We start from the raw sequence: 23,388 nt of genomic DNA on the forward strand, positions 1-23,388 counted from the left end.
TTTAATCAAGAGTCATGTAAAGTTTGTTGGTTTGATGATTTTAGTAATTTACTTTTAGTATCTAGAGTTTTTTTGATTTTTTTTGCACGAGCATCACCCAGACCTTCAACTTTTGCCAATTCAGCAGCAGTGGCACTAAAAACTTTCAGAGGAGTTCCAAATTTAGTTAGCATTCTAACGGCAAACTTTTCTCCAATTCCAGGTAAACTGCAAAGAACTGAAAGTTGTTGTTTTTCCAGATCAGATGATTTTTTTATCTTTTTTAGATATGGGCCTTTAGGAGTATCTTTTCTCGAGCACATTGAAACCAAAAGTTTAGCAGTATGTGCAGCACTAGGTGTTGGAATTACAGGAATTTTAAAATCTAAAACTACAGTTGAGAGTGCACCATAAAAAATCAAAGGATTTTCAGTGATTTCTTCAATTTCATCAACGTTACCTTCCATGAGAACTACAGGATGCTCAAAATGTTCTTTCAATCTTGCGCATTGATCAAACAATCTACCATCAAAAACAGAAGCCATCAGATCACGTATACTTTTTCTCTCAACTATTGTTTCAGGTGCAACAATGTAATCACCAATTGGAAGTGTTTTCATTTCAATGTTTAATCCAATAGACTTTAACAAATCAGGAATTCCACTTTTTCTCTCCCGCTCATCCACTACAATTCTAAGATTTTCTAAATTCACATCATTGTTACAAAAGAATTGTTAATATCTTGTATGAAACTAGGAAATTATTTTCTAGGATTGTCTTCTACAGGAGGTGACTTTGGAGGAGCACCGGTAGAACCACCTTTCATTTGTTCAGTGATTTTTGCTTCTTGCTCTTTTAGAGATTCTTTTAGACGTGTTTCTTGTTTTTCAAGAACTGTTGCACGTGTTTTAGTTAGTTCAATTCGTTCTTCTAATTCAGCAACTAACTCTTCTTTTTTTGATTTAATCAAAACAGTACCAGCTTGTTTGAACACTGCATCACCATCAGCAACTTTACGTAATTCTTCAAGTGCCTTTTCTGTTTCTGCATTTTCAATTTCAAGATGTTGTTTTTGAGTCATTACTGATTGAAGACTCTGTTGTGCTTGTTGTAATTTCATAATTTGCTCTTGAAGCCATGGTGGCATTTGTCCTGCTGACATAATTTACCAAAAAATTTGTTTCATTATATCTTTACCGATTCTATTGAATCATAACTTGCTTGAATTAATCGAAGAGTTGAATTCAAGTTTGCTCGAAGATGAGGTAATTGATTCGTTTCAACAGCAATGGTGATTTTTTTATCAAAAGTCATCTTTGTTTTTACAGGATTTTCAGGATAAAATTCATTGTCTGTATTTACAGATTCAAAAATTGCTTTTGTCTTATCTTTTGCATCAACTGTGATTTTGGCACTAAAGTTTAATGTCATATGCAGTTCCGGCTACTTTATAGCTGCATTTTTTACAAGACCAAATTCCAACGGCATCACGTCCAAAGTTTTGTGAACCGCACTCAGGGCAAGTTCGTTTTTCTTTTAAAGTAAAATGAACTTTAGAATATTGTTTTCTAAGTTTAATTCCGTAACGAGCGCCTAATCCTTTAAGGGCTTTTTTTGCTTTAGAGTGCTTAACCATTTTACTGACTGTCCTTTTGAGCTGCTTTTATTTTTTCTCTTATCTGTGCACCTACACGTACAGAGATGTCACCGCATTGATTAATTTCATCTTGTGTAAATCCATCGCTGCCACCTTTTTGTAATGCACAGATATTTCCATCAGAATCAGTTGTAATTGTAACACGAGCATCCATACTAGCCCATTCATCTCCATTTGGATCAACTATGATATGTTTACCAATTTTTCCCATAGTTACAGATACTGGGATTGTAGTTATTGGTAAAGGAGTTTCTTCACCTTCAACAAGTTTTGGTTGTTCATCAGTCCAAGTCCATTTTGGGGTTGTTGATGTAAGTAAAGCGGCTGTTGCAGCATAAGAGCATGCATCAAAGAGATTTCCATCATAATCAACAACAACAATATCAGCAAATACACCAATTACGGATTTGTCTTTTTCAATAACTAATTGAGAAACATCAACCATGTGACTTTCTCTAATTCCTCTATCAGTAACTCTTGCTAATTCAATAACAGGTGGTTGTGGAGGACCAGTCTCAACAGTTGGATGAGATAATGGTAAAAGTTCAGCAGTACAAATGAAAAGACCTCTATCGCCAGTGTCTGGGAATGGTCTATCAGGTTTAATTTTTACTCCACAGATTGTTTCAGTATCACCAAGATAGACTCTTGCTGATCCATTAGCGTGTGGAATTGCGTTAATTTCAATTTTAAGTTCACGTGGTTCATCAAAGGCACGTCCATCAACACGTTTTCCTTGTTCTAGTAATTCAAGAATTTGTGTTTTCTTTAATTCATCAATAACAGAAACGGATGTCAATTTTAGTCTCCTCCGTTTCCAAAGTATTTGTCTTTTAGTGCTTTCTTTTGTAGTTCGTAAACAACTTTGCAGCCCTTTACTCCAACATCAACACATTTTTTGTATTCTTCTGGAGTCAAAACTCCATCTAATTGTAATAGTGTAATTTTATCAAGACTTGGCATGTAACCAATTGGCATGTCTGCTTGACCTGCTTGGTCTTCTTCATTGTTAACATCAAGAATTATTGTATCTGCAACTTTTCCTGCTGCAACTGCTGCAACCATATCTCGCATTGGAATTCCAGCATCAGCTAGTGCAACAGATGCTGCAGTAAGTGCAGCGCATCTTGTTCCACCATCGGCTTGTAATACTTCGATAAATACATCAACTGCAGTTCTTGGGAAATTCTCCAACATTACTGCAGGTTCTAATGCTTCTTTGATTACTTTGGATATTTCAATTTCTCTTCTTGAAGGTGCAGGGTTTTTTCTATCACCAACAGAGAATGGTTCCATGTGATATCTAACTCTTAAAATTCCAGTATCAGTATTTGACATGTGTTTTGGATGTACATCTCTTGGACCAAAAACTCCGACCAAAATTTTGTTATCACCAAATTCAATGTAAGCAGAACCATCAGCATTTTTTAGTCCACCGGCTTTAATCATAATTCGTCGTGTCTCGTCTACTTTACGACCATCACAACGAATACCATTCTCGTCCAATAGGACCATTGTTGCGTCTCTTCCGCCCATTAAGTTTCATCATCCTTTATTTCTAACATTTCTTTAATTTGGTCAGTCAAATTAGCAACATGTGCTTTTTGGTTAACCATTTCAATTGCTTTTTTAGCCTTTAATAATCCCTCGGGACTCTCACATGAAACTACAACCCAGCCATTCTGACCAATTGTAACTGCAGCATTTGTTGCCATCTCTATCATCTGAATCATGCTACCTCTCTTTCCAATTAGGCGTGGAACCTTACTTGGGGAGATTTCTACTAACTCACCAGAGTCAATTGCACCCAAGTCTCTATCAGAAATTGTAACTAGAGGATCTCTTGTTCTATCAAAATTAGCAATTCTTGCTGCCACCAGATCTCCTGTTTTTAGTTTAGTTGAAAGTTCATCAGCATGAGCAGAAAAATCTCGTCCAAAAACATCTTGTGCAGGCAAAAATCCAACATAACATGAATTGATGTCCAACTCCCATGACAAGGAAGTGTGAGAGTTTACTTTGCCAATAACAAGATCATCGATTTTTGGAATATATTTTCCTGTTAACGTAATTACACGAACTGAATCTTCATAAATTTCGGAAATACCAATTGTTGTAGAAATTATCTTTTCGCCTTCAAGGATTACATTTTGTTCAGGTCTGAATGGACCAGTAGTTACAACATCGCCTGGAATAACATATTTTCTCTTATTATCCATTATTGAACTACCTCGACTGAAGCAGAGCCCTTGGTTATAGAACCTAATCTGTCTATCACGTTTGGCCTTGCTGCAGCGGGTATTTCAAGTATTGCTTTTAATGAACCATTATTTTGCCATTCTTCTGAAGTTAGAGAACCTGTAGATTTTAAAACCGCATATGATTGAGATGCATATTGTGCAGGGATTATAATCTCCAATTTGAGATTCTCAGACTTTAGAGAAATTATAGAACGCAAATTTTCCACTATATCCTTAACCTGTTCATCGACTGTTTTGTGAGGATCAATTGATACTCGTGCATCCTTCATAGCTTGCTCAATTCTAACTGGAGGGTGTGGCAAGTGAGTTCTAGGATCAACGAAAGTTCTAGCAATAAACGTGACAATCTGTTTTCTCTTCTCTTCAATCATCTTTCGTCTTTGTTCAGTTGTAAGATTTAGATCACCTTTCTTGAGAATAATTTCAGCAATTTCAGCTTGATCTTCAGTTTTGAAAGCATGGAGTAATTTTTCCGCTGCAGGCCTAGTGCCTTTACTGGCATCAGTGTAGATTTCTTCAGAAACCAAGATTGCGGAAATATCCTTTTTCTTACCCATCCTATAATCAAGTGCAGGATCAGGCTTTACCATAATTTCAAACTTTTCGCCTTCAAAGGAATATCTAACCAACGTATAGTCTGCCATTTCTAAAACATCTATGGTAATTTGGTATTTATCTATACGTAAAACCAGCTAGATTTTTATGTGGACTTTGAAGATTTTCTTCAAGATTTGTCATCCTTAGAGGTAATTAGTAAAGATAATGATAAGATAGCTGTAAAGCTAAAGGGCATCCCATTACAGTACGCAAATGCCCTTAGACGAGTTTGTCTAAACGGAGTTCCAGTTTTTGCAATTGATACTGTAGATATTATTGAAAATTCATCAGTATTACCAGATGAAGGTCTAGCACATAGATTAGGACTAATCCCAATTACTACAGATTTGAGTAGATTCAATGAACCATCAAAATGTGAGTGCCAAAGTGAGACAGGATGTTCAAACTGTAAAGTTATGTTAGTTTTAGACTCTGGAGACTCAGACGTTACAAGATCTGTTTTCACTAACGAGTTATCATCAGAAGATGATGCAATTAAACCAGTTTCAGATAAAATTCCAATAGTTCAACTAGCACCAGGTCAAAGAATCAAAATTGAGTGCTATGCCAGACTAGGTCGTGGAACTGAACACGCAAAATGGAATTCTGCAAATATCTCAACACTTACAGATACTGACAAAGAAGATGTCAAAGTACTAACTGTAGAATCAACAGGCGCCCTCAAACCAGAACAAATTATTGTTTCAGGAGTTGACGAGGTCAGCAATAGAATTGGTCAATTTAAAGAAATGATTGACCATGTTGAAGCGTAATTAAACATAGACATTATATTTGGGTTTCAAACCGCATTATTCACATGACTAGTCAAGTCGTAATACACATGGCAAAAGATCTAAAGAAAGCATCTGCAAAAAATGATGCCGCAATTTGGGGAAAATTAGCAGAATATGCATTAAAACCATCCATTGCAAGAAGAGATCTCAATTTGAATAGAATCGATCAATTAACCAAAGAAAACGACATTGTAGTATTCCCAGGTAAGGTCCTCGGAACAGGAAATATTTCTCACAAAATCACATTATTCTCATTTTCAATTTCAAGCTCTGCAGCAGCCAAAATTGTTGAGAAAGGTGGCAAACTAATCACCCATTCAGACTTAATTGAGCAAAACCCAACTGGAAAAGGAGTCGTTTTACTTGGCTAATGGAAGAATCAACAAACCAGCTGGAAGAAATTCAAATACTTCTAAACAAGAAGTTGTAATTAGAACCGACAGACCAATTGTAGTTGATGCAACTAACCATATTGCAGGAAGACTAGCATCAAATGTTGCAAAATTACTAATGCAAGGACACAGAGTTTCAGTTGTTAATTGTGAAAAAATCATGATGAGTGGAACAAGAAGCAATCAAATTAAAGAACAAAGAGAATTTTTAGAAATTAACAGTATCATCAATTACAAACACGGTCCTGTACACTATAGAAGACCTGATACCTTGATGGCAAAAATGATTCGTCAAATGTTACCATATGACAGAAAACCATCAGGTAAAGAAGCACATCAAAGACTTAGAACATACATTGGTTCTCCTCAAGAAATTAAATCATTAGAAAAAATTCAATTTGAAAAAGCATTGATTAGAAAAACTGCATCAAACTATACAGCACTAAGCGAATTATGTAGAATAATTGGGTGGACTGAATGACAACTCCAAAAACTGAAATCTATTTTGCAACTAGAAAAACAGCTAGTGCCCATGTTTACATTACTAAAGGAAAAGGCAAAGTTAGAATTAACAACGTTCCAGTAGAGATGATTCCACAGGAAACTGCTCGTGAAGTAATTCTAGCACCATTAGAGATTACAGGAGATTTGAGAGATAAAATCGATATTTCTGTTAGAGTTAGAGGTGGAGGCTTTATGGGCCAAGCAAGTGCAATAGCAACTGGAATTTCAAGAGCACTAACAGGATGGACCAAATCTAAAAAAGAACCAAAAGATCATCCTTTCCCAAAATCAACTAGAGAAGACCTTAGAAAACGAATCACTGATTTTGATAAATACCTAGTCAGTGGCGATGCCAGAAGAAGAGAACCAAAGAAATTTGGCGGACCTGGTGCAAGAAGAAGAAAGCAGAAATCATACCGTTAGGCTGTGAAGGCTGTAATTCTTGCAGGTGGCAAGGGAACCAGAGGCAAACCATATACTGAATATTTTCCAAAAGCCATGACTCCAATCAATGGAAAGCCAATGATTGATTACATTGTAAAATATCTAAAATCATTTAGTTTTGTAAATGAGGTAATCATCATCTCAGACTTTAATGGATTAGGTGGACAAATCAAAAACTATTACGGAAAACAAAAAAACATCACGTTTGTCCAGGATTCTCAAAGTGGAACAGGGGGGGACCTATTACACATTGCAGATAAACTCAAAAACGAATCAGAATTTGTGTTATGGTTTGTAGATAACTTGTGTGCAATAGATCTTGGTAAGATGAAGCAAGTGTTCAAAGAGAGAAAAAGTTCGGCATGTGTTGCAACTAGAACTAAAAGAAAAGAAGAGACAGGATTTGCAACAGTGGAAAATGGAATCATAAAAGAGTTTAAAGAAAAACCAGTAATGAAATTACAACTATCAGAGTGTCTTGGGGTTTACATGTTAGGAAATGAGATTATCAAAAAAATTAAAGCAAAACAAAAACAAAAGGAAATCAATCTCTCATTTGATATTTTACAAGATTTATCTAAAGAAGGAAAAATTAGTGCCTTTGACATTGGCGATAAAGAATGGATAGATGCTGAATCCCCAATGGTCTTAGAGAGAAACGAGAAAACCGTAAAGAAGATTATAAAACAGATGGGATTTTAGACTGTTTTTCAAAAGCTGAAATTTTATCTTCGTATTGATATGTAATTGCAATATCATCCAGTCCCTCTAGAAGAATTTTTTTCTGATACGAATCAATCTCAAAAGATATTTCACCTGATGGAGTTTTGATAGTTTGGCCCTCCAAATCTACTTCAATCTTACCAGTCTCTTGAAGCAGTTTTTCCACAATTTTTTGTTCCAAAGTAATGGGTAAAACTCCGTTTTTGAAACAATTGCTAAAGAAAATATCTGCAAATGAAGGGGCAATAATTACTGCAAATCCATAGTCAAGGAGTGCCCAAACAGCATGTTCACGACTAGAACCACACCCAAAATTATCTCCTGCCACAAGAATCTGTGAATTTTCATATTTTGGATTATTCAAGACAAAATCAGATTTTTTGTTTTTCTGCTCATCATATCTCCAATCAAAAAATAAAAATTCTCCAAATCCCGATTTTTGAACTAGTTTTAAGAATTGTTTTGGAACAATCTGATCAGTATCGACATTTACTTTATCAAGTGGAGTTACAATGCTAGTTATTTTTTTAAAGCAATCCATCTTAATTCAAATCCATCGTCCTTACATCTACAAAATGCCCATGAATTGCAGCAGCTGCTGCCATCACTGGACTAACCAAATGAGTTCTACCGCCAGTACCTTGTCTTCCTTCAAAATTTCTATTTGATGTACTTGCACATCTCTCCCCTGGAGATAAAATATCAGGATTCATTCCAAGACACATACTGCAACCAGCTTCCCTCCATTCAAAATTAGCATCAGTGAAAATTTTATCCAAGCCCATCTCTTCTGCTTGTTTTTTCACCATTTGAGAACCAGGAACTACCATTGCCTGAACATTTGGAGAAATTTTTTGCCCCTTGATTACTTTGGATGCTTCAATGAGATCTTCTAATCGAGCATTAGTGCAGGAGCCAATGAATACCCGGTCTATCTTGATATCTTCAATCAAAGTTCCAGGTTTCAAATCCATATACTCTAGTGCTTTTTCAGCACCTCTCTTTTGATTTGAATCACCTTTAGAAAATGCATCAGGGGATGGAATAGTATCAGATACATCGCATGTCATGCCAGGATTTGTCCCCCAACTTACTTGTGGAGCAATCTCATCAATGTGTAAAGTAAATTCTTTCTCAAACTTTGCATCACCATCAGTTTTCAAATGATTCCTCCAAGAATCAACTAGAGATTCATAGTTCTTTGGAGTGTACTCTCTATCTCGTAGATAATCAAAGGTTTTTTCATCAGGTGCTATCAAACCAGCACGAGCTCCTGCCTCAATTGACATGTTACAGATAGTCATTCGCTGCTCCATGGATAAATCAGTAATTCCCTCACCACGATACTCAATTACAGTGCCTGTTCCCCCACCAGTTCCAATATTTTTGATAATTGATAGAACAATATCTTTTGCAGTTACTGCATGAGGGTTTTTTCGTTTCCCTTCAACTCTAATTTCAAAAGGTTTTGGCTTTTCTAGCCACATAGTTTGAGATGCCAAGACATGCTCCACATCACTAGTTCCAATCCCTAAGGCCAACGCTCCAAAAGCACCATGTGTAGATGTATGACTATCACCGCAAACAATGGTAGAGCCAGGTAGTGTAATTCCCAACTGAGGACCAATTACATGGACAATTCCCTGATTAGGGCTATTGATTCCAAATAATTTAATTCCAAAATCTTTACAATTTTTTTCCAGAGTTTTAATTTGAACAGAAGATGTTTGGTCCAACATTGGTAAAGAGCGGTCAGTTGTTGGAACATTGTGATCCATAGTAGCTATAGTAAGATCAGGTCGTCTGACTTTTCTGTTATTCATTCGCAACCCTTCAAAAGCTTGTGGAGAAGTTACTTCATGGACTAGATGTCTATCTATGTAGATTAATGATGGATTATTTTGTTTTTCAACAACAATGTGGGATTCCCAGATTTTTTCAAAAAGTGTTTTTCCCATTTTAATCCTGGTCTGGCTTGTACTTGAATAGACCACCTGCAGCAATTATCTTTCCAATAATTTCTGAAAATGGTTTCATTTTGTATGTTTGATTTTTTGTAATATTTTTAATTTCATTTTTGGATACATCAATTTCAATCTCATCACTTTCTGAAATTCCTTCATATGCATCCTGTTCAATCTCAATTGGTAACAAAAATGCACCATCAACTGCATTTCGGTAAAAAATTCTTGCAAAGGATAATGCAAGGACTGCCTTGATTCCAGAATGTGCCAAAGCAATTGGAGCGTGTTCACGTGAAGAGCCACAACCAAAATTCCTACCTGATAAGATAAAATCACCTTCTTTCACTTTGGAATGAAAATCAGGGTCCAATCCCTCCATTGCATGTGTTGCAAGTTCTGCATAATCGTGAATTTTTAGATATGTGCCAGGAATGATAACATCAGTGTCAATGTTGTCTCGTGCATATTTTATGACGTTACCTTTCATTTCAAATCCCTCGGATCTGTAATTTTTCCAGTTACTGCAGAAGCTGCTGCAACTAGAGGTGATGCGAGATATGTCTGGGACTCTACATGCCCCATTCTACCTGGGAAGTTTCTGTTAGTGGTACTGATACAAATTTCATCTTTTGCCAATACTCCCATATGGGCACCACAGCAGGCACCACAAGTTGGCGGTCCAACTGTAACTCCGGCATCTAAGAATATTTTCAACAATCCATTCTCCATTGCTTTTTGATAAATTGAAATTGCTGCAGGTAAAATTTCTGTTCGAATCTTTACCTTGCGTCCTTTGAGTACACTGGCAGCTGCTACCAAGTCTTCGTATTTTGCACCAGTGCAAGAACCAATGTATGATTTATCTAATTCAACAGAAGGAGCTTCTCGTACTACACAAATGTTTTCAGGAGAAAATGGTTTTGCAACAGTTGGTTCCATCTCTGATGCTTCATACTCAAACGTTTTAGCATATTCAGAATCAGCATCACCTTTAACCAAATTCAAATTAGTTGCTCCTCTTTGAGTAAGATAATCTGCTACTTTTTGATCGGCCTCTACAATACCATTCTTTGCACCAGCCTCTGTTGTCATGTTACATAAAGTCAATCGGCTCTCTACAGACATTTCATCAATTCCACTTCCGCCAAACTGCATGGTTCTGTAAGATCCTCCATCATTTCCAATATCTCCAATAATTTTTAGAATTACATCCTTGGCCATCACATGATCAGGTAATTTTCCATTTAGCTTAAAGTAATAGGTTTCAGGAACTTTGAACCAAATTTTTCCATTTAACAAAACATAGGCAATGTCAGTGTGTCCCAGACCGCAAGCAAAAGCCCCCAATGCACCTGTTGTGTTTGTATGAGAGTCCCCACCAACATAAATTTCTCCCGGTAACACCATTGCCTCTTCATGTGATATTGTATGGCAAATTCCATACTGACCCATTCCATATTTGAAATGCTTTTCAATTCCATATTGTTTAGTAAATTTTGATAATTTTACAATATTTTCAGCAGATACTTTTTCAGCAGATGGTACAAAGTGGTCTTCTGCTACCCAAACTTTGGTAGGATCCCATAGTTTGTCGACTGAGAATCCTTGTTTCTTTAGTTTGTCAAATACCTTAATCACGCCTGGTCCGGACACATCATGCATCATTACCTTATCCACATTGGCAAAAACCACATCATCTGGAGAAACAGATGACTTTCCAGCACCACGTGCAAGGATCTTCTCTACAAGATTCATAATGAAAAAAGCTTTTTCTACAGATTAAAAGCTTTTCAGATGTCCGCATGTCAGATATTACACACTACAGGGTTCGAAAAGACATCCAATCAATAGCAATTGCATTCCCATCAAACATTGTTGTAAAAATATAAGAATATCAGTATCAGATTTCTAGTTTATTCTTCATCAATTATAGTCCAAGATAGACCAAGCAATTGTTCCCAAGATTCAGATTTATCATTTGACATGACATAGATTAGTAGAATTTGTTTAAAACCTTAATGAACAAATGATCCATTAAAATTATTTTCAGAATTAAATTTTTAATTTTCCAGTATCCAGACCGTGTTTAACTATAGAAATCAACTCCTCAACAGAACAATTTCTTAGAGATTCAGGCAAGGATTCTGCCTCAAAAGATTGAAAACTGCCAAGTTTTTTCCTAACAATCATTTTTACAAGACTGGGAACATTTTCAGCCACTTTGGTGTTGATGTGCTCTAATATTTCATCAATTTCTTTTTGTTCCATTTCTAATACCCTTACCATATTCTAATTATTCACAACAATAAAAAAGAAAAGGAACGTACAGAATATTGTGCAATTAACAGTTTTCCCACTTTTAGCAGAAAGAATGGATACAAAATTTGATGTCTTTGAAACATTGCTAAAAACATTAGAAAACAACAACGAATCCTTGCAAGAGGGAGATGTTTTGGTAATATCTACAAAATACATTTCAAACTCACAAGGAAGAATCGTAGATTTGGAGAAAATTATCACATCAGATGAAGGGAGAAAAGTATCAAAGGAATATCAACTAAAACCAGAAATTGCAGAAATCATCATTAGAGAATCAGATAAAATTTTCGGCGGAATTGGAGGATTTGTAATTACATCAGCTGATAACATCATGGCACCAAATGCAGGAATTGATAAATCAAATGCAAAAAAAGGTCTGGCCATACTTTACCCAACTAATCCATATCAAACTGCAGAAGAAATTCGTAGAAAAATTTTCTTAAAATTTTTCATTCATGTAGGAATAATTCTTGTAGATAGCAGACTAATGCCTGCAAGAATTGGTACATCAGGTGTTGCAATATCTTGTGCAGGAATTGAACCAGTCTTAGATATGAGAGCAAAAAAAGATCTCGATGGCAATCCATTAAAAGTTACATTTCAAGCAGTTGTGGATAATCTTGCAACAATTGCAAATCACAAGATGGGAGAGGGAGCAGAATCAAAACCATTTGCAATAGTTAGGAATTCAGAAGTAGTTCTTACAGATAGAAAAATAAATCCATCAGAGATGGCAATTTCTCCTGATCAATGTGTTTACGTCAGAGGTCTGTCAAATCCTCCAAAAACCTAAACCTAAAATCTGGTTCTGCTTTAAATAGAGGAATTTGGTGAAAGACTCAATGGAATATCTCACCACATATCCCAAAACAGTGTCTTTCTTTGATGGAATAAAACACAAGATCGATGTTGATAGTAAAGATGGTGTAGAGCAACTCCATATTGTAGTAAAGAAAAGTTTTGAAGAATTAACAAAAATTTTCACATCTGAAGGATTTACCAAAGTAAAACTAGAACATAAACAACCAGACCAGATTGGAAGTGGTTTGAATTTAAAATTAAAAAAACCTTGGGAGATGCATGTGAGAATGGTTGATTTGAAAAAAGGATTAATCGGAATTCATGCAGAAGTAGAAGTTTCAAGGGACTATCTACAACATTTGTTTTCTCAAAGAACACCAGTAGTTTATGAAGTAGAAGAAATTTTAAAAAAATATCAAGTAGATTACAATATTTGGCACGATAAAATTAAGAAAAATGTAACTGCCATAGTTGATAACTATAAAGTAAAACTTGCAACACCGAGCATCCCAGTGTTTGCATGGAAACCAATGTTATTTGTAATTGGCACTATAGCAGCATTTTATGGTTGGAAATACTTTAACACAATCTGGTAAGATTATACGCCGAGAGTTTCAGCCTTACTTAGTTCTAAGAATACCTTATCACCAACTGAGAGACCCATCTCTTTGTACTCATGCATTTCAAGTTTCAATTGAGTAACACCTGATTGCATTCCTGCTCCACCCATTCCAGACATCATCTTGTTCAAGTCTTTCACCATGTCATTCATGTTTGAAAATCCCATCACTTTGGGTGCTCCAAATGGTTGTGGTTGAGTAGTTGTTCCTTCCTTTAGATCTTTTAGAGAGGATAGTGAAACTACAACATATGGTGCCCCGTCAGGTGCAGAATCAATGCTTTTTACTACAAATTCTTTCTTCATATCTAGAATAGTGTGGTATTCAATATAATTTTAGTTTTAAGGTCAAATTGCACTAGATCAGGCAAGATTGAAGCTTTAATTACAATTTTTGGAATTTTAAATCATTGTCAGAAAATGTAAAGACGACATTACGCTATTATGGGATTTCACCTTGGGAGATTGAAGTTCTGTACGGATATCTAAATTCCCGATTTACCATAATTCAAGATGAGATAGAGGCAGATGATGAAAATTTTGTTAGTTTTCTAGATATTGATATCCCATTACAGTTTAATGAAGAATTTTTCCAATGGTTTGATTTCAAACGTTGGGAACAAATCAAAGCAGTGTTCAAAGAAATGAAGAGAAGAAGAGGCAGTGGGAATGCTTTAAAAATTGTAATTAATTTTTCCGGACACCCAAAAATTATTTTCATAATAGATATCGAAGACAAACAATGGTTTGACAACGCATTAGAAAAAATTGATTTTGTTCTAGAATTACTTCCATATCATCTAGATCCAGAAAAAATCCCAGCAGGCATCTCTAAAATAATTTACAGGTTTGATCCAGAGTCAATCAGATGGCGTCTTGATACTGCCTCATCTGAAAATAAAAAATATACATTCAGTGGAGATTCCTGGAAAGAAATTACTTGAGATCTTTTTGTAAAGGCTCTAGCAGTTCATGTAATTCCTTATACTTTGACTCTAAAAACTCCAATGCATCAACAAGTTTTTTTGATTTTCCATATTTGAAACGAATCAATTCCCTATGATGCCAAAACGTTTGCTTGTCATCAACAGACAAGGTAGTAAAATAATCAGTACCCTTTAGCGAATCAGGTAATTTCACATCATGTGGAAATAGCATATCTACAATAAACCATTCATCACCATCAGGATAATCAGAGCCAGTCTCCACATCAAAAAACACATGCAGTAAATCAGACTGCATAAGACCATCGTCATTAATTATAGGATGATTGATAGATGATTTTTGAAAATCTAAATTAACTAATTGTGGTTCAAAGAAACCCTTTATGATAGATTTTCGAAATATTTTGTTTGCTTCATTAATATTCAAATGCAAAATAATATTCTACGAAACTTGCCTATAACTTGTTAGGTTACAGGGTAGAATTTAGACTTCTAGAGAATCCAATATTTTTGAAATATCAGTATTAGGATGACCATTTTCTGAAATCTTTTGTTTTGCAGGAGGATTTTCCAAATAATTTGGAATTTTGTCTTTAATTCTTTGAGTGTATGGAGATATCAGTCCATTTTTGTAAAAGACACCAGTTGGAATTTTGTCTCCCCATTCAAGTGATTTAATCAAAGCTTGAGAGAGTTTTTCGTTAACTTCGACTTCAGAACCATAGTGAACTAACGGATCATACCCCTCTTCTTCTAATTTGTAAATTCTAGAATGTCTTTTTTGTGCCTCATCGACTAAATCAGCACCAGCATACCAATCTCGAGTGTTAAGATCATTGTAAGTTGGACATGGTTGCAATACATCAAGAAATGAAAGACCTTTGTGATTCACTGCCTGTACAATCAAATCTTTGAGATGTCTAACATCATAAGAATAGCCCCGAGCTACAAATGTAAAACCACTTGTAATTGCCAATCCAATTGGATTAACATTAGAATTTGTATTTGATGAAGGTAACGATTTTGTTTTCTCTCCCAATCTCAAAGTAGGAGATGCTTGGCCTTTTGTCAAACCATAAACTCCATTATCAAAAATAATGTAAGTCATATCCACATTTCGTCTACCGGCTGCAACAAAATGTCCAGCACCAATTCCCAAACCATCACCATCTCCACCTATTGCAACAACGGTAAGATCAGGATTTGCAATCTTTGCACCTTGGGCAAATGTTAAAACTCTTCCATGTAATGTGTGCACACCATATGTGTTAATGAAATGCGATGTTTTACCAGAACAACCAATTCCAGAAAACATTACAGCTTTATCTCTTTCAACACCCATCTCAGCCAATGCCATCTGAATTGCATTGACTATCCCAAAATCCCCACAACCAGCACACCAATCATTGTGGACGTCTGTCTTGTAATCTGCAAGTTTAAGCGCCATGCATTAGTACCTCTCGTTTATCTGCTTTATTTTCAATAATTTTTTTAAGTGAATCATAAATTTCAGTACTAGTCATTGCTCGTCCATTGTATTTTAAGATAAAGTAATCAATATCACGAGATGTATTTTGTTTGAAAAGTTTTCCTAGTTGTCCTGAATGATTTGCCTCAATGTCAATGATCGTTTTTACATCTTTCAATAAAGAATTAACATAATCACCTGGAAATGGATGTAATAATTTTAGTTGAATGAATCCTATGGATACTCCTTCTTTTTTGAGCATCTTTAATGCATCAAGAATTGGACCTTTGGCAGAACCCCAGGAAATTATCGTGTGCTCTTCAATGCCAAAAGACTTTGCTTGTTCATCATCAGGTATCTCTTTTAGAATTAAATCTAATCTAGACATTCTCTTATCCATCATTTTTACACGTAAAATTGGATCCTCAGTAATGTGACCAGTTTCATCAGACTCATCTCCGGTATTCCAAAAAATTCCATTATCCATTCCCAATCTTGAACGAGGAGAGATACCATCTTCTGCAAATTCAAATCGCCTATACCCATCATCTACTTTTTCCAAGAGTTTTCCTCTATTGATTGAGAGTTTCGTAGGATCAAATCTCTTGCAAGTAATTACAGAACTGGCAAGGAATTTATCCATAAGATGAATTAATGGTACTTGGAAAATTTCTGCATAATTGAAGCAATTTCCAGTATCATAGAAACTCTCCTCAATATCACCTGATGCATAAACAATTTTTGGAAAATCACCATGTCCTGCATGCACTGCAAATAGTAAATCATCCTGACCATGTCGAGTGGGCAGACCAGTTGATGGTCCACTCCTCTGATAATTTGTAATTACAATTGGCACTTCGTTAATTCCTGCCCAACCTATCATTTCAGCCATCAATGCAAATCCAGGTCCAGACGTACATGTAGCTGAGCGAGTTCCAGTTAGTGCTCCACCAATAGTCATCCCCATTGCAGAAATTTCATCTTCGGTTTGAATTATTGCAGTTGATCCAGGTCTATCACCCATAATTTCTAAAATTTCATTTGATTCAAGAAATTCAGATTCATCAGATGCAGGAGTGATTGGATAGTATGGTTGTAATCTACATCCGGCAGCCATTTTTCCTAGTGCAGTTCCCTGAAAACCTTGAGCTAAAATAGTTCCAGGTTCTTTCTCAGTCCCAGATAAAATATGACCAAAGTTTTCATATTTTACTATAACATAATTGTAAGAATAGTTTGCAGCTTGTTGGTTTATTTTTGCAATTTCAGGTTTTGCAGAAAAGATATCTCCGATTGCATTTAGTAGTGAACCAGTAGGCATCTTGACTAATCCTAAAGATAAAGAAACCCCAATGACATTATACATTCTAATCAATCCTTTCAACCGAGGATTCTCAGTTTCTTCAGCCAAAGATTCAAGAATCGATTTAAAAGATACAGGATATAATTTCACACCGTTATCTTTTGCAATCTCTAAAACACCAGCAATTGTTAATGGTTTATTTTTAGATTCTAGTTCCTTGTGCAATCTTTCTTTGAATGGAGCATCAAGTGTATGAACAGAATCTGTTTTTATTACATCTAAATCAGAATCATAAATTATTCCTCCACCAGATATTACTTCATCATAGTGACGAAAGATTGTTTCAGCGTCAAAGGACGCCATCAAGTTTACGGCATTAATATTTGAATTAATTTGTTCATCAGATACTCTAACTGTAAAGTAACTATGTTCACCCTTGATGTTAGAGTAGAATTCACGTTTTCCAAATATCTGATATCCCATTTCAGCGCAGACTTTGGAGAAAATATTAGCACCAGAGTCAACACCACTGCCTTGAGGGCCTCCAATTAGCCAAGTAAAGTCAAGTGAACTCACAACGAATCACATATTTCCTGAATTTTAATAGTAAGTTGGTTCATTTCTTCTAACCTCCGGTGGCTGCATCAAACAATGCACATTCGCATTTATCACGTTCACCACAATAAGGACATACACAAATACATTTTTCAATTGAATTTCCACATTCAACACAAATAGCAAATTCTTCCTCTTCAACGTTAGAAGTCATTACTAAAAGTACAAGGAAATCGTATAAATGGTTTGAGATGAATGTCAAGACTGATGAAAAAGAAAGTTTTCCTTACAAGAATTTTACACGATTTTGCACTAAAAGAGTTAAGAAAAAAATATCAAATTGAAATTCATTCAGGTCAAATCCCAATTCCACAAACAAAACTACGATCAAAGATTAAAGATATCGATGGGCTGATTTGTTTTCCATATGATAAAATCAACAAAGAGATGATTGATGAGGGTAAAAATCTCAAAGTCATTAGTACGTACAGCGTAGGTTTTGATCATATAGATACCCAATACGCCAAAGAAAAGAAAATCCGTGTGGGTTACACTCCAGAAGTTTTAACAGATGCGACAGCAGATTTAGCTTTTTCATTATTGTTAGATATTGCCAGAAGAACAACTGAAGGAGATAGAATTATTCGAGATGGAAGATGGAAAGAAATCTACGGTGCATATGATTATGTCGGAGTTGACCTTCAAGGAAAAACAATTGGAATTTTAGGTTTAGGTAGAATCGGCAGTGCACTTGCAAAGCGAGCAAAGGCATTCGATATGAAAATAATTTATCACAACAGAAAACACGCTTCAAAATCTAAAGAAAAATCCCTTGGTGCAAAATATGTCTCATTTGAAAAGATAATCACTGAAAGTGATTTTCTTTCAATACATGTGCCTCACACAAAAGAAACAGACAGATTGTTCGACATGAAAATTTTTAAAAAAATGAAAAAAACATCATTTCTAATCAACACATCAAGGGGAAAAGTGGTAAATGAGAAAGATCTTGCCATTGCATTAAAGAAAAAAATCATTTCAGGTGCAGGCTTGGATGTTTTTGAAAGCGAGCCAATCAAGAAAAATCATCCATTTGTAAAATTACCAAACATCATACTTGCTCCACACATAGGAAGCTCAACAATAGAGACAAGAACCAAAATGGCTGAAATTACTGTAAAGAATTTGGATCTAGGAATTAATGGAAAAAAACCAACCTATTCAGTTGGATATTGATTTTCACGCATGGGTTGGCACCGGGTATAATGCGCAGTTTTTATATCTAAATTGTAATCTAAAATCAGAATGAAAAAATTCAAACATACGAATGAAGAATTAGAATTAGCTAAGATTCAATCTGAAAAAGAGAAGAAGTTAAAAGAATCTGAAGAATAATATTTTTCCTCCTTGTCTTTTTCAGACAAGGTTTTTTTTAAAATTTAAGACTAGAAGAAAATTTTTGGTTTAGTTGATCATAGAGTTTTTTTCTTTCAGCAACCAATTGGTTTGAATCATCATACATCTTTGTAAAAAATGCTGCAAGAATACGTTCACCACTTTCATCAAAGAATCTAACACTAAAACTAATTTTTTCAGGTTTTTGTTCTTGAATAAATTCTGCAGATTTTACCACCTCAGAATTCAGATGCATATGGGCTGGCCCGTCATTATCTCCAATTGTAATCCATTTGTCCTTTTGTCTAATACTGAGAGAATTACTTCGAATCTCACTTGTGGCACCATTATTTTTTATGATAAGTAAAATATCATCAATTTTTATCAAATCAGATAATAATTCTAAAAGCATGATTAGTTCTATGAAAGGAAATTATTTCAATTTTTGGAACGATTCATGTCAATTTGGACAAAATCATCAGTATCACCATGAACACAATCAGTTCCAATTGCTTTTACTGGTTCAAAACTAATTTTTCCATCATGCATCTTACCTTCTTTTTGTAAAATACCTATTTTACCAGATACAATATGCTTGTGTTTTTGACAAGTTACTCCAACCATATACTCATCAGAACTAGAAACAATTGATACGATAAATTGAGGAGCATTAACGCATTGTTTTCCTTCTTCTGTTACTGAGCATTTGTCAGGTAGCATGGTTTGATTTAGAATTTTATCGGATATTAATCTTGATTGTCAGCGATTCAATTTATTATCAACTTCATCAAATTATAGTTGAAAGTTATTGGGACATAGTTTTGATGTTATCATTATCGGAGGAGGTATTCTTGGAACTTCGATATCGTATTTTTTATCATCCCTAAATAAATCAAAAAAAATAGCAGTTATTGAACAAGCTCACAAGGTTGCTTTTCACACAAGTGGAAGAAATACCGGAAAAGTTCATGCTCCATATCTTTACAATCCAATAAAGAAAAAATTGTTTGCAAAATCAGCATTCCACGGTTATGAAATGTGGGAAACATATGCAAAATTAAAAAAATTACCATTTAAAAAAGACGGAGTAATTGAAGTTGCCTTGGATCAAAAAGGAATCAAGGTTCTTGAAAAATATCTAAAGTGGGGAAAAGAAAATGGTTTAGAAGATTGTGACATTGAACTACTAAACAAAGAAGAAATAAAAAAAATAGAGCCGGAAATTAAATGTGAATCTGCATTATGTGTATACAAAGATGCATCTACAGATTATTCTTTATTTACAAATTCAATAATGAAAGACAGTGAGAAAAACGGTACAACACTTTTGCTTGATACAAGAGTTACAAAGATAAGAAAAGAAAAAGACAGATGGGCAATTACAATAGATGGCCAACATGAGATGTATACAAAATTTTTAATCAACGCTGCAGGAGGGGAAGCAGTAGACATTGCACACAGTATAGGAGTTGCAAAAAAAGTTACAGACGTACATTTTAGAGGAGAATATTGGAAAGTTCCCAAAGCATACAACAACCTTACAAAATCTAGCGTGTATTCAGTACCTGAATTTCCAGATTATCCATTCTTAGATCCACATTGGATTCTCAGAGTAGATGGTAGTTGTGAAATTGGCCCCAATGCAGTACCAGTTTTCAGTCCATACGGATACGATAAGGTAGAAAACATCAAAGAATTCATTCCAAAGATGCTAGAGATGTTAGGCTCTGGTGCAAGAAAAGCAATTTTTGATAAACAATTTCAAGAGCTTGCAGTAAATGAAATACAATCATCAATGTCAAAAAGTGCAATGGTCAATAGAGTAAAAAAATTTTTGCCGAAAATAGATGCTGACAAAATAACTGAGAAAGGTACAGCAGGAATAAGATCTTCAATCATCGATGAGAATGGAAAATTTGTGCCAGATGTAATTCAGATTGATGATGATGAATCATTTCATATTTTAAATTACAATTCACCAGGGGCAACAGGGGCTTTGCCATTTGCTGCACACATTGTAAATCACCTACATTGGAAAGGATTCTTTCAGTGTGAAGATATTGAAGCGCAATGTGGTCCTTGGAAATTCAATGAAATAATCCAAAAAATACAGTAGATTAACTGATATTATTTTATTCTATATCTGAGAATTGCCAAAACAGAATTATCAATCTCTAATTTTTTAATGATATTTGGAGATACTGCAAATTCTATTTTACAGGAAGTACTTTTTGCAAGTTCAAGCATTTTCACAATATTTTTGAATTGAGAATTTGTGTGATAATTGGCAGAAACAATCAAGGTATCAACTGCGCCCTTTTCCAATGCCTTGTAAATGACAGCATTTCTTTTTGCAGTTAATCCATCCTTGACTAGAGTTTCATATTTTGCAAGCAACTCAACTACATGTTTTCTCCTATGCTGGTATAGATGATGGATAATCTTCTCATTAATTTCTTTAAACGGAGTTGAAAAAGACAGGTTTTCTACAAATCTGCATTTTTTCATCAATTCTGAATCAAGTTCATCGAAAAATTCTGTTTTTGCAGGACCAGAGCCGCCCAACAAAAGCAGTTCCGAATTGGAATCCATTGTTTTAATTTTATTTGCAACTTTCTTAAAGAAAACATGGATTTTTGTTTGTCTTGCTCTCAAAAATCTCCCCTGGCTTTGTCCTCCTTTTTTATGCCTACCCTGTAAATCAATTTTGAGTTTTGCTTCTTGTAAAATCTGACTGCCATGAAATTTTTGTATTCTTGCAGTCTTTTGATCAAGGGTTACTAACAAAACATCATAATTTGTTTTTAGAACATCATTGAATGGCTTGATGTATGGTTTTTTACTTTTCATGTATATGTAAGGAAGTTTTTTTGATGTTCCAATCTCTTTAATTATTATTTTATCATTATTTACCCAACCAAAAATACAAAGAGTTTGGGCATATTTTCCAAGTAGCGAAGGGCTCTTTTTTAATTCTAGAATTCTTTCCTCTATTTTAGATTCAATTCTTTCAACAATTTCACTACGTTTGTTTTCAGTTAGTAAAGAAATTATTTCAGAACCCTTACCGTATGGATAATAAACAGACACACATGTAGAGTGAATTGATTTTATCTCATGAAGAAACTGATTGATAGATATCCATTCAGTTGATGAGATTTCAGAAGATTCCAGAGTATTCAACGATTAATGGTAAATGTGTTCATATAAAATTCAAATTAAAAATGGCGCCAGGAGTGCGATTTTTCAGATTATATTGACACTAACATGAGGTAAGTATGACTCCACGGGATTCACCTAGTGGTCCAGTTGGGTTATTGTAAAATGTATATGATCTTAAATACAAATTTCGTTATATTAGATTAGTGCAAGTGAGAGAAAAGTGCGTCGAGACGTCATTCTCTCCTTTGACACGAGTTTTTGAATACAATATTTTTTCAGTATAATTTCTACATCGTGCTTAAATACAAATTTTGCATAATGGAATCTATGCCTCAAATAAAAAATAAAAAAAACATATTCAAAATAATTCAAAACAAATGGGAACAATTAGAAAATCCTGACCAAGAATGGGGTCATTTTGAGTAATTATTAGAAGTTTAGTATAAATCGTTCATCTTGTTTATATTTTAGAATTTCAACCCACATTTGTCATGAGCTACAATGCAAAAGACAACGACGATGATTTCGACGATGATAACTTTGACTCGGAATCATATGATAACTTTGAGGATTGTTAATCCTCTCTTTTATTTTTCTTTAATTTAATTTGAATCCGTAAAGGCTTGAACCTTTATTGGATAATTTATTCCGCCAAAGGGAATTGTTGTTTTATTTTAATCAAAACATCATTAGTCATTTTGGAAAGGAATTCTATTTTAGAATCAAAAGTTTGAATTTCTTTTTCAACAATCATCAGTCTTCAAAGAACGTATGAGGAATTTGTTAATAGAAATCGTGGAATTTTTAAACATTGATCGATTCCGAAAAGGAAATTTAGTTTAGGACTAACATTTCCAAAAATAGTAAAGATATGATGGCGCCGGGAGGGAGATTTGAACTCCCGTTCCCTTGCGAGAACGCGCTTTATGGTTAATTATTTCCAGGCGCGCGCCCTACCAGGCTAGGCGACCCCGGCACTAGTCTTGCGACATTAATGTTCTATAATTTGTGATTATAAATTATGTTACTGAGAAACTATTTCCAAATCGTAATAGTTGTGGATTTCTCTACATTATTTCCTTGATCGTTGATTCCTTTTGTAGATATTTTGTAAAGACCTTCCAGAGCTGTATCTCCATCATTTTTTATTTGATTCCATGAAAAAGAAATTTCATCACCAGGTTCTAAATTTGACATTCCTTGTGTTTCTGAAACTGCAGGTGAAAACATTAGAATTCCAGATAATCCAGTTATTCGTAATCCATAAGATGAATCAGGAAATGATAGTGGAACTGTTCCAGAATTTACAATTCGAATAAGTATTGTCTCACCTTTTTTAAAATCAGATTTTTCAGTAACTATTGAAACCGAAGGGCCTTCAACAAAAACTAAATGACTAGTGCTTTTAAAATCAATTAGATATACTCCAAAAGCAAGACCTGCAACCACGCCAATTCCAATAAAAAGTACGAGGCTTTTTGCTAACAATTTCTTTTAAAATAATTCT

Annotated in this window: 32 protein-coding genes and 1 tRNA gene; 10 read left to right on the plus strand and 23 right to left on the minus strand. The window is 34.7% G+C overall.

Features of this window, described 5'->3' with window-relative positions:
* Positions 1–5: 5 nt before the first annotated feature.
* The 8 genes from ACW9W4_RS05900 to ACW9W4_RS05935 are packed head-to-tail and all read right to left on the minus strand — an operon-like array spanning position 6 to position 4,541.
* Positions 6–692, minus strand: a complete 687-nt coding sequence (locus tag ACW9W4_RS05900) for an ERCC4 domain-containing protein (RefSeq protein WP_457761552.1) — start codon at positions 690–692, stop codon at positions 6–8.
* Positions 693–739: 47 nt separating this feature from the next.
* Positions 740–1,141 carry a prefoldin subunit beta gene (locus tag ACW9W4_RS05905; protein WP_457761553.1) on the minus strand — a complete coding sequence of 134 codons (402 nt, stop codon included), beginning with the start codon at positions 1,139–1,141 and terminating at the stop codon, positions 740–742.
* Between the two features lie 23 nt (positions 1,142–1,164).
* Positions 1,165–1,410: a KEOPS complex subunit Pcc1 gene (locus ACW9W4_RS05910; RefSeq protein ID WP_457761554.1), complete on the minus strand. Its 246-nt coding sequence runs from the start codon at positions 1,408–1,410 to the stop codon at positions 1,165–1,167.
* Positions 1,394–1,615, minus strand: a complete 222-nt coding sequence (locus tag ACW9W4_RS05915) for an eL43 family ribosomal protein (RefSeq protein WP_179363161.1) — start codon at positions 1,613–1,615, stop codon at positions 1,394–1,396. The genes ACW9W4_RS05910 and ACW9W4_RS05915 overlap by 17 nt, the downstream gene beginning before the upstream one ends.
* Position 1,616: 1 nt before the next feature.
* Positions 1,617–2,435, minus strand: coding sequence for an exosome complex protein Rrp42 (rrp42, locus tag ACW9W4_RS05920; protein ID WP_457761555.1), 819 nt, complete (start codon positions 2,433–2,435; stop codon positions 1,617–1,619).
* A gap of 2 nt (positions 2,436–2,437) precedes the next feature.
* Positions 2,438–3,172 (minus strand): exosome complex exonuclease Rrp41, encoded by a 735-nt coding sequence (gene rrp41 / locus ACW9W4_RS05925; protein ID WP_457761556.1) that lies wholly within the window; start codon positions 3,170–3,172, stop codon positions 2,438–2,440.
* Positions 3,172–3,855 carry an exosome complex RNA-binding protein Rrp4 gene (gene rrp4 / locus ACW9W4_RS05930; RefSeq protein ID WP_179363158.1) on the minus strand — a complete coding sequence of 228 codons (684 nt, stop codon included), beginning with the start codon at positions 3,853–3,855 and terminating at the stop codon, positions 3,172–3,174. The genes rrp41 and rrp4 overlap by 1 nt, the downstream gene beginning before the upstream one ends.
* Positions 3,855–4,541 carry a ribosome assembly factor SBDS gene (locus tag ACW9W4_RS05935; RefSeq protein ID WP_457761557.1) on the minus strand — a complete coding sequence of 229 codons (687 nt, stop codon included), beginning with the start codon at positions 4,539–4,541 and terminating at the stop codon, positions 3,855–3,857. The genes rrp4 and ACW9W4_RS05935 overlap by 1 nt, the downstream gene beginning before the upstream one ends.
* A gap of 87 nt (positions 4,542–4,628) precedes the next feature.
* On the opposite strand from ACW9W4_RS05935, the gene ACW9W4_RS05940 reads away from it, so the two are divergent.
* The 5 genes from ACW9W4_RS05940 to ACW9W4_RS05960 are packed head-to-tail and all read left to right on the plus strand — an operon-like array spanning position 4,629 to position 7,330.
* On the plus strand, positions 4,629–5,267 hold the full coding sequence (locus ACW9W4_RS05940; RefSeq protein WP_457761558.1) for a DNA-directed RNA polymerase subunit D: 639 nt from the start codon (positions 4,629–4,631) through the stop codon (positions 5,265–5,267).
* A gap of 44 nt (positions 5,268–5,311) precedes the next feature.
* Positions 5,312–5,659, plus strand: a complete 348-nt coding sequence (locus ACW9W4_RS05945; RefSeq protein ID WP_179363155.1) for a 50S ribosomal protein L18e — start codon at positions 5,312–5,314, stop codon at positions 5,657–5,659.
* Positions 5,652–6,161: a 50S ribosomal protein L13 gene (gene rplM / locus ACW9W4_RS05950; protein WP_457761559.1), complete on the plus strand. Its 510-nt coding sequence runs from the start codon at positions 5,652–5,654 to the stop codon at positions 6,159–6,161. Before ACW9W4_RS05945 ends, rplM begins: the two co-directional genes overlap by 8 nt.
* Positions 6,158–6,607 (plus strand): 30S ribosomal protein S9, encoded by a 450-nt coding sequence (gene rpsI / locus ACW9W4_RS05955; protein ID WP_179363153.1) that lies wholly within the window; start codon positions 6,158–6,160, stop codon positions 6,605–6,607. The genes rplM and rpsI overlap by 4 nt, the downstream gene beginning before the upstream one ends.
* Before the next feature lie 3 nt (positions 6,608–6,610).
* Positions 6,611–7,330, plus strand: a complete 720-nt coding sequence (locus tag ACW9W4_RS05960) for a nucleotidyltransferase family protein (protein WP_457761560.1) — start codon at positions 6,611–6,613, stop codon at positions 7,328–7,330.
* Here ACW9W4_RS05960 and leuD read toward each other — a convergent pair.
* The 5 genes from leuD to ACW9W4_RS05985 all read right to left on the minus strand — a co-directional run bounded on the left by leuD (position 7,308) and on the right by ACW9W4_RS05985 (position 11,583).
* On the minus strand, positions 7,308–7,892 hold the full coding sequence (gene leuD / locus ACW9W4_RS05965) for a 3-isopropylmalate dehydratase small subunit (RefSeq protein ID WP_457761561.1): 585 nt from the start codon (positions 7,890–7,892) through the stop codon (positions 7,308–7,310). The two genes, ACW9W4_RS05960 and leuD, sit on opposite strands and share 23 nt — an antisense overlap.
* Before the next feature lies 1 nt (position 7,893).
* Positions 7,894–9,309, minus strand: a complete 1,416-nt coding sequence (gene leuC, locus ACW9W4_RS05970; RefSeq protein ID WP_457761562.1) for a 3-isopropylmalate dehydratase large subunit — start codon at positions 9,307–9,309, stop codon at positions 7,894–7,896.
* 1 nt (position 9,310) lies between these two features.
* Entirely contained in the window at positions 9,311–9,802 is a 492-nt protein-coding gene (locus tag ACW9W4_RS05975; RefSeq protein WP_457761563.1) for a LeuD/DmdB family oxidoreductase small subunit, read from the minus strand.
* The gene (locus ACW9W4_RS05980; protein ID WP_457761564.1) at positions 9,799–11,070 is read right to left on the minus strand and encodes a 3-isopropylmalate dehydratase large subunit; all 1,272 of its coding nucleotides are present in this window, start codon (positions 11,068–11,070) and stop codon (positions 9,799–9,801) included. Before ACW9W4_RS05980 ends, ACW9W4_RS05975 begins: the two co-directional genes overlap by 4 nt.
* A 297-nt stretch (positions 11,071–11,367) precedes the next feature.
* Complete coding sequence (locus ACW9W4_RS05985; protein ID WP_457761565.1) at positions 11,368–11,583, minus strand: hypothetical protein; 216 nt, start codon at positions 11,581–11,583, stop codon at positions 11,368–11,370.
* A 67-nt stretch (positions 11,584–11,650) separates the two neighbouring features.
* On the opposite strand from ACW9W4_RS05985, the gene ACW9W4_RS05990 reads away from it, so the two are divergent.
* Together ACW9W4_RS05990 and ACW9W4_RS05995 are read left to right on the plus strand one after the other, a co-directional pair.
* On the plus strand, positions 11,651–12,427 hold the full coding sequence (locus ACW9W4_RS05990) for a coenzyme F420-0:L-glutamate ligase (protein ID WP_457761566.1): 777 nt from the start codon (positions 11,651–11,653) through the stop codon (positions 12,425–12,427).
* 49 nt (positions 12,428–12,476) lie between these two features.
* The gene (locus ACW9W4_RS05995) at positions 12,477–13,031 is read left to right on the plus strand and encodes a hypothetical protein (RefSeq protein WP_457761567.1); all 555 of its coding nucleotides are present in this window, start codon (positions 12,477–12,479) and stop codon (positions 13,029–13,031) included.
* 2 nt (positions 13,032–13,033) lie between these two features.
* Here ACW9W4_RS05995 and ACW9W4_RS06000 read toward each other — a convergent pair whose 3' ends face one another.
* Entirely contained in the window at positions 13,034–13,360 is a 327-nt protein-coding gene (locus ACW9W4_RS06000) for a hypothetical protein (RefSeq protein WP_457761568.1), read from the minus strand.
* 104 nt (positions 13,361–13,464) lie between these two features.
* Here ACW9W4_RS06000 and ACW9W4_RS06005 point away from each other — a divergent pair, with 104 nt between their 5' ends.
* The gene (locus tag ACW9W4_RS06005) at positions 13,465–13,998 is read left to right on the plus strand and encodes a hypothetical protein (RefSeq protein WP_457761569.1); all 534 of its coding nucleotides are present in this window, start codon (positions 13,465–13,467) and stop codon (positions 13,996–13,998) included.
* Here ACW9W4_RS06005 and ACW9W4_RS06010 read toward each other — a convergent pair.
* From ACW9W4_RS06010 to ACW9W4_RS06025, 4 genes are read right to left on the minus strand one after another with little or no spacing between them, the layout of a single operon-like run.
* Positions 13,991–14,431 carry a hypothetical protein gene (locus tag ACW9W4_RS06010; protein ID WP_457761570.1) on the minus strand — a complete coding sequence of 147 codons (441 nt, stop codon included), beginning with the start codon at positions 14,429–14,431 and terminating at the stop codon, positions 13,991–13,993. The genes ACW9W4_RS06005 and ACW9W4_RS06010 overlap by 8 nt on opposite strands.
* A 51-nt stretch (positions 14,432–14,482) precedes the next feature.
* Positions 14,483–15,445, minus strand: coding sequence for a 2-oxoacid:ferredoxin oxidoreductase subunit beta (locus tag ACW9W4_RS06015; RefSeq protein WP_457761571.1), 963 nt, complete (start codon positions 15,443–15,445; stop codon positions 14,483–14,485).
* Positions 15,435–17,345, minus strand: coding sequence for a 2-oxoacid:ferredoxin oxidoreductase subunit alpha (locus ACW9W4_RS06020; protein WP_457761572.1), 1,911 nt, complete (start codon positions 17,343–17,345; stop codon positions 15,435–15,437). Before ACW9W4_RS06020 ends, ACW9W4_RS06015 begins: the two co-directional genes overlap by 11 nt.
* Positions 17,346–17,394: 49 nt before the next feature.
* Positions 17,395–17,538, minus strand: coding sequence for a hypothetical protein (locus ACW9W4_RS06025; protein ID WP_457761573.1), 144 nt, complete (start codon positions 17,536–17,538; stop codon positions 17,395–17,397).
* A gap of 53 nt (positions 17,539–17,591) precedes the next feature.
* On the opposite strand from ACW9W4_RS06025, the gene ACW9W4_RS06030 reads away from it, so the two are divergent.
* Complete coding sequence (locus ACW9W4_RS06030) at positions 17,592–18,560, plus strand: 2-hydroxyacid dehydrogenase (RefSeq protein ID WP_457761574.1); 969 nt, start codon at positions 17,592–17,594, stop codon at positions 18,558–18,560.
* Positions 18,561–18,756: 196 nt separating this feature from the next.
* Here ACW9W4_RS06030 and ACW9W4_RS06035 read toward each other — a convergent pair whose 3' ends face one another.
* Both ACW9W4_RS06035 and ACW9W4_RS06040 read right to left on the minus strand, forming a co-directional pair.
* Positions 18,757–19,131 (minus strand): ChuX/HutX family heme-like substrate-binding protein, encoded by a 375-nt coding sequence (locus tag ACW9W4_RS06035; protein WP_457761575.1) that lies wholly within the window; start codon positions 19,129–19,131, stop codon positions 18,757–18,759.
* Between the two features lie 26 nt (positions 19,132–19,157).
* Positions 19,158–19,439 carry a hypothetical protein gene (locus ACW9W4_RS06040; RefSeq protein WP_457761576.1) on the minus strand — a complete coding sequence of 94 codons (282 nt, stop codon included), beginning with the start codon at positions 19,437–19,439 and terminating at the stop codon, positions 19,158–19,160.
* 88 nt (positions 19,440–19,527) lie between these two features.
* Here ACW9W4_RS06040 and ACW9W4_RS06045 point away from each other — a divergent pair, with 88 nt between their 5' ends.
* A complete protein-coding gene (locus tag ACW9W4_RS06045; protein ID WP_457761577.1) occupies positions 19,528–20,835 on the plus strand; it encodes an NAD(P)/FAD-dependent oxidoreductase in 1,308 nt (435 codons plus the stop codon).
* Between the two features lie 11 nt (positions 20,836–20,846).
* Here ACW9W4_RS06045 and ACW9W4_RS06050 read toward each other — a convergent pair whose 3' ends face one another.
* From ACW9W4_RS06050 to ACW9W4_RS06060, 3 genes are all read right to left on the minus strand, one after another.
* Positions 20,847–21,902 carry a baeRF10 domain-containing protein gene (locus ACW9W4_RS06050; RefSeq protein WP_457761578.1) on the minus strand — a complete coding sequence of 352 codons (1,056 nt, stop codon included), beginning with the start codon at positions 21,900–21,902 and terminating at the stop codon, positions 20,847–20,849.
* 854 nt (positions 21,903–22,756) lie between these two features.
* A tRNA-Ser gene (locus ACW9W4_RS06055) sits at positions 22,757–22,857 on the minus strand.
* Between the two features lie 59 nt (positions 22,858–22,916).
* On the minus strand, positions 22,917–23,369 hold the full coding sequence (locus tag ACW9W4_RS06060; protein WP_457761579.1) for a hypothetical protein: 453 nt from the start codon (positions 23,367–23,369) through the stop codon (positions 22,917–22,919).
* Positions 23,370–23,388: the final 19 nt, after the last annotated feature.

It is taken from the genome of Candidatus Nitrosopumilus sp. bin_7KS, from assembly GCF_054095835.1.

What these genes read in the sequence shown, in the direction of transcription:
- leuD (WP_457761561.1), bottom strand. Translation starts at nt 7,892, where the DNA reads ATGGATTGCTTTAAAAAAATAACTAGCATTGTAACTCCACTTGATAAA.
- ACW9W4_RS05935 (WP_457761557.1), bottom strand. Translation starts at nt 4,541, where the DNA reads ATGGCAGACTATACGTTGGTTAGATATTCCTTTGAAGGCGAAAAGTTT.
- ACW9W4_RS05910 (WP_457761554.1), bottom strand. Translation starts at nt 1,410, where the DNA reads ATGACATTAAACTTTAGTGCCAAAATCACAGTTGATGCAAAAGATAAG.
- rrp41 (WP_457761556.1), bottom strand. Translation starts at nt 3,172, where the DNA reads ATGGGCGGAAGAGACGCAACAATGGTCCTATTGGACGAGAATGGTATT.
- ACW9W4_RS05905 (WP_457761553.1), bottom strand. Translation starts at nt 1,141, where the DNA reads ATGTCAGCAGGACAAATGCCACCATGGCTTCAAGAGCAAATTATGAAA.
- ACW9W4_RS06035 (WP_457761575.1), bottom strand. Translation starts at nt 19,131, where the DNA reads ATGCTTTTAGAATTATTATCTGATTTGATAAAAATTGATGATATTTTA.
- rpsI (WP_179363153.1), top strand. Translation starts at nt 6,158, where the DNA reads ATGACAACTCCAAAAACTGAAATCTATTTTGCAACTAGAAAAACAGCT.
- ACW9W4_RS06015 (WP_457761571.1), bottom strand. Translation starts at nt 15,445, where the DNA reads ATGGCGCTTAAACTTGCAGATTACAAGACAGACGTCCACAATGATTGG.
- rrp4 (WP_179363158.1), bottom strand. Translation starts at nt 3,855, where the DNA reads ATGGATAATAAGAGAAAATATGTTATTCCAGGCGATGTTGTAACTACT.
- ACW9W4_RS05985 (WP_457761565.1), bottom strand. Translation starts at nt 11,583, where the DNA reads ATGGAACAAAAAGAAATTGATGAAATATTAGAGCACATCAACACCAAA.
- ACW9W4_RS06040 (WP_457761576.1), bottom strand. Translation starts at nt 19,439, where the DNA reads ATGCTACCTGACAAATGCTCAGTAACAGAAGAAGGAAAACAATGCGTT.
- ACW9W4_RS06025 (WP_457761573.1), bottom strand. Translation starts at nt 17,538, where the DNA reads ATGACTTCTAACGTTGAAGAGGAAGAATTTGCTATTTGTGTTGAATGT.
- ACW9W4_RS06030 (WP_457761574.1), top strand. Translation starts at nt 17,592, where the DNA reads ATGAAAAAGAAAGTTTTCCTTACAAGAATTTTACACGATTTTGCACTA.
- ACW9W4_RS05980 (WP_457761564.1), bottom strand. Translation starts at nt 11,070, where the DNA reads ATGAATCTTGTAGAGAAGATCCTTGCACGTGGTGCTGGAAAGTCATCT.
- ACW9W4_RS05915 (WP_179363161.1), bottom strand. Translation starts at nt 1,615, where the DNA reads ATGGTTAAGCACTCTAAAGCAAAAAAAGCCCTTAAAGGATTAGGCGCT.
- ACW9W4_RS05975 (WP_457761563.1), bottom strand. Translation starts at nt 9,802, where the DNA reads ATGAAAGGTAACGTCATAAAATATGCACGAGACAACATTGACACTGAT.
- ACW9W4_RS06000 (WP_457761568.1), bottom strand. Translation starts at nt 13,360, where the DNA reads ATGAAGAAAGAATTTGTAGTAAAAAGCATTGATTCTGCACCTGACGGG.
- ACW9W4_RS05945 (WP_179363155.1), top strand. Translation starts at nt 5,312, where the DNA reads ATGACTAGTCAAGTCGTAATACACATGGCAAAAGATCTAAAGAAAGCA.
- ACW9W4_RS05995 (WP_457761567.1), top strand. Translation starts at nt 12,477, where the DNA reads ATGGAATATCTCACCACATATCCCAAAACAGTGTCTTTCTTTGATGGA.
- leuC (WP_457761562.1), bottom strand. Translation starts at nt 9,309, where the DNA reads ATGGGAAAAACACTTTTTGAAAAAATCTGGGAATCCCACATTGTTGTT.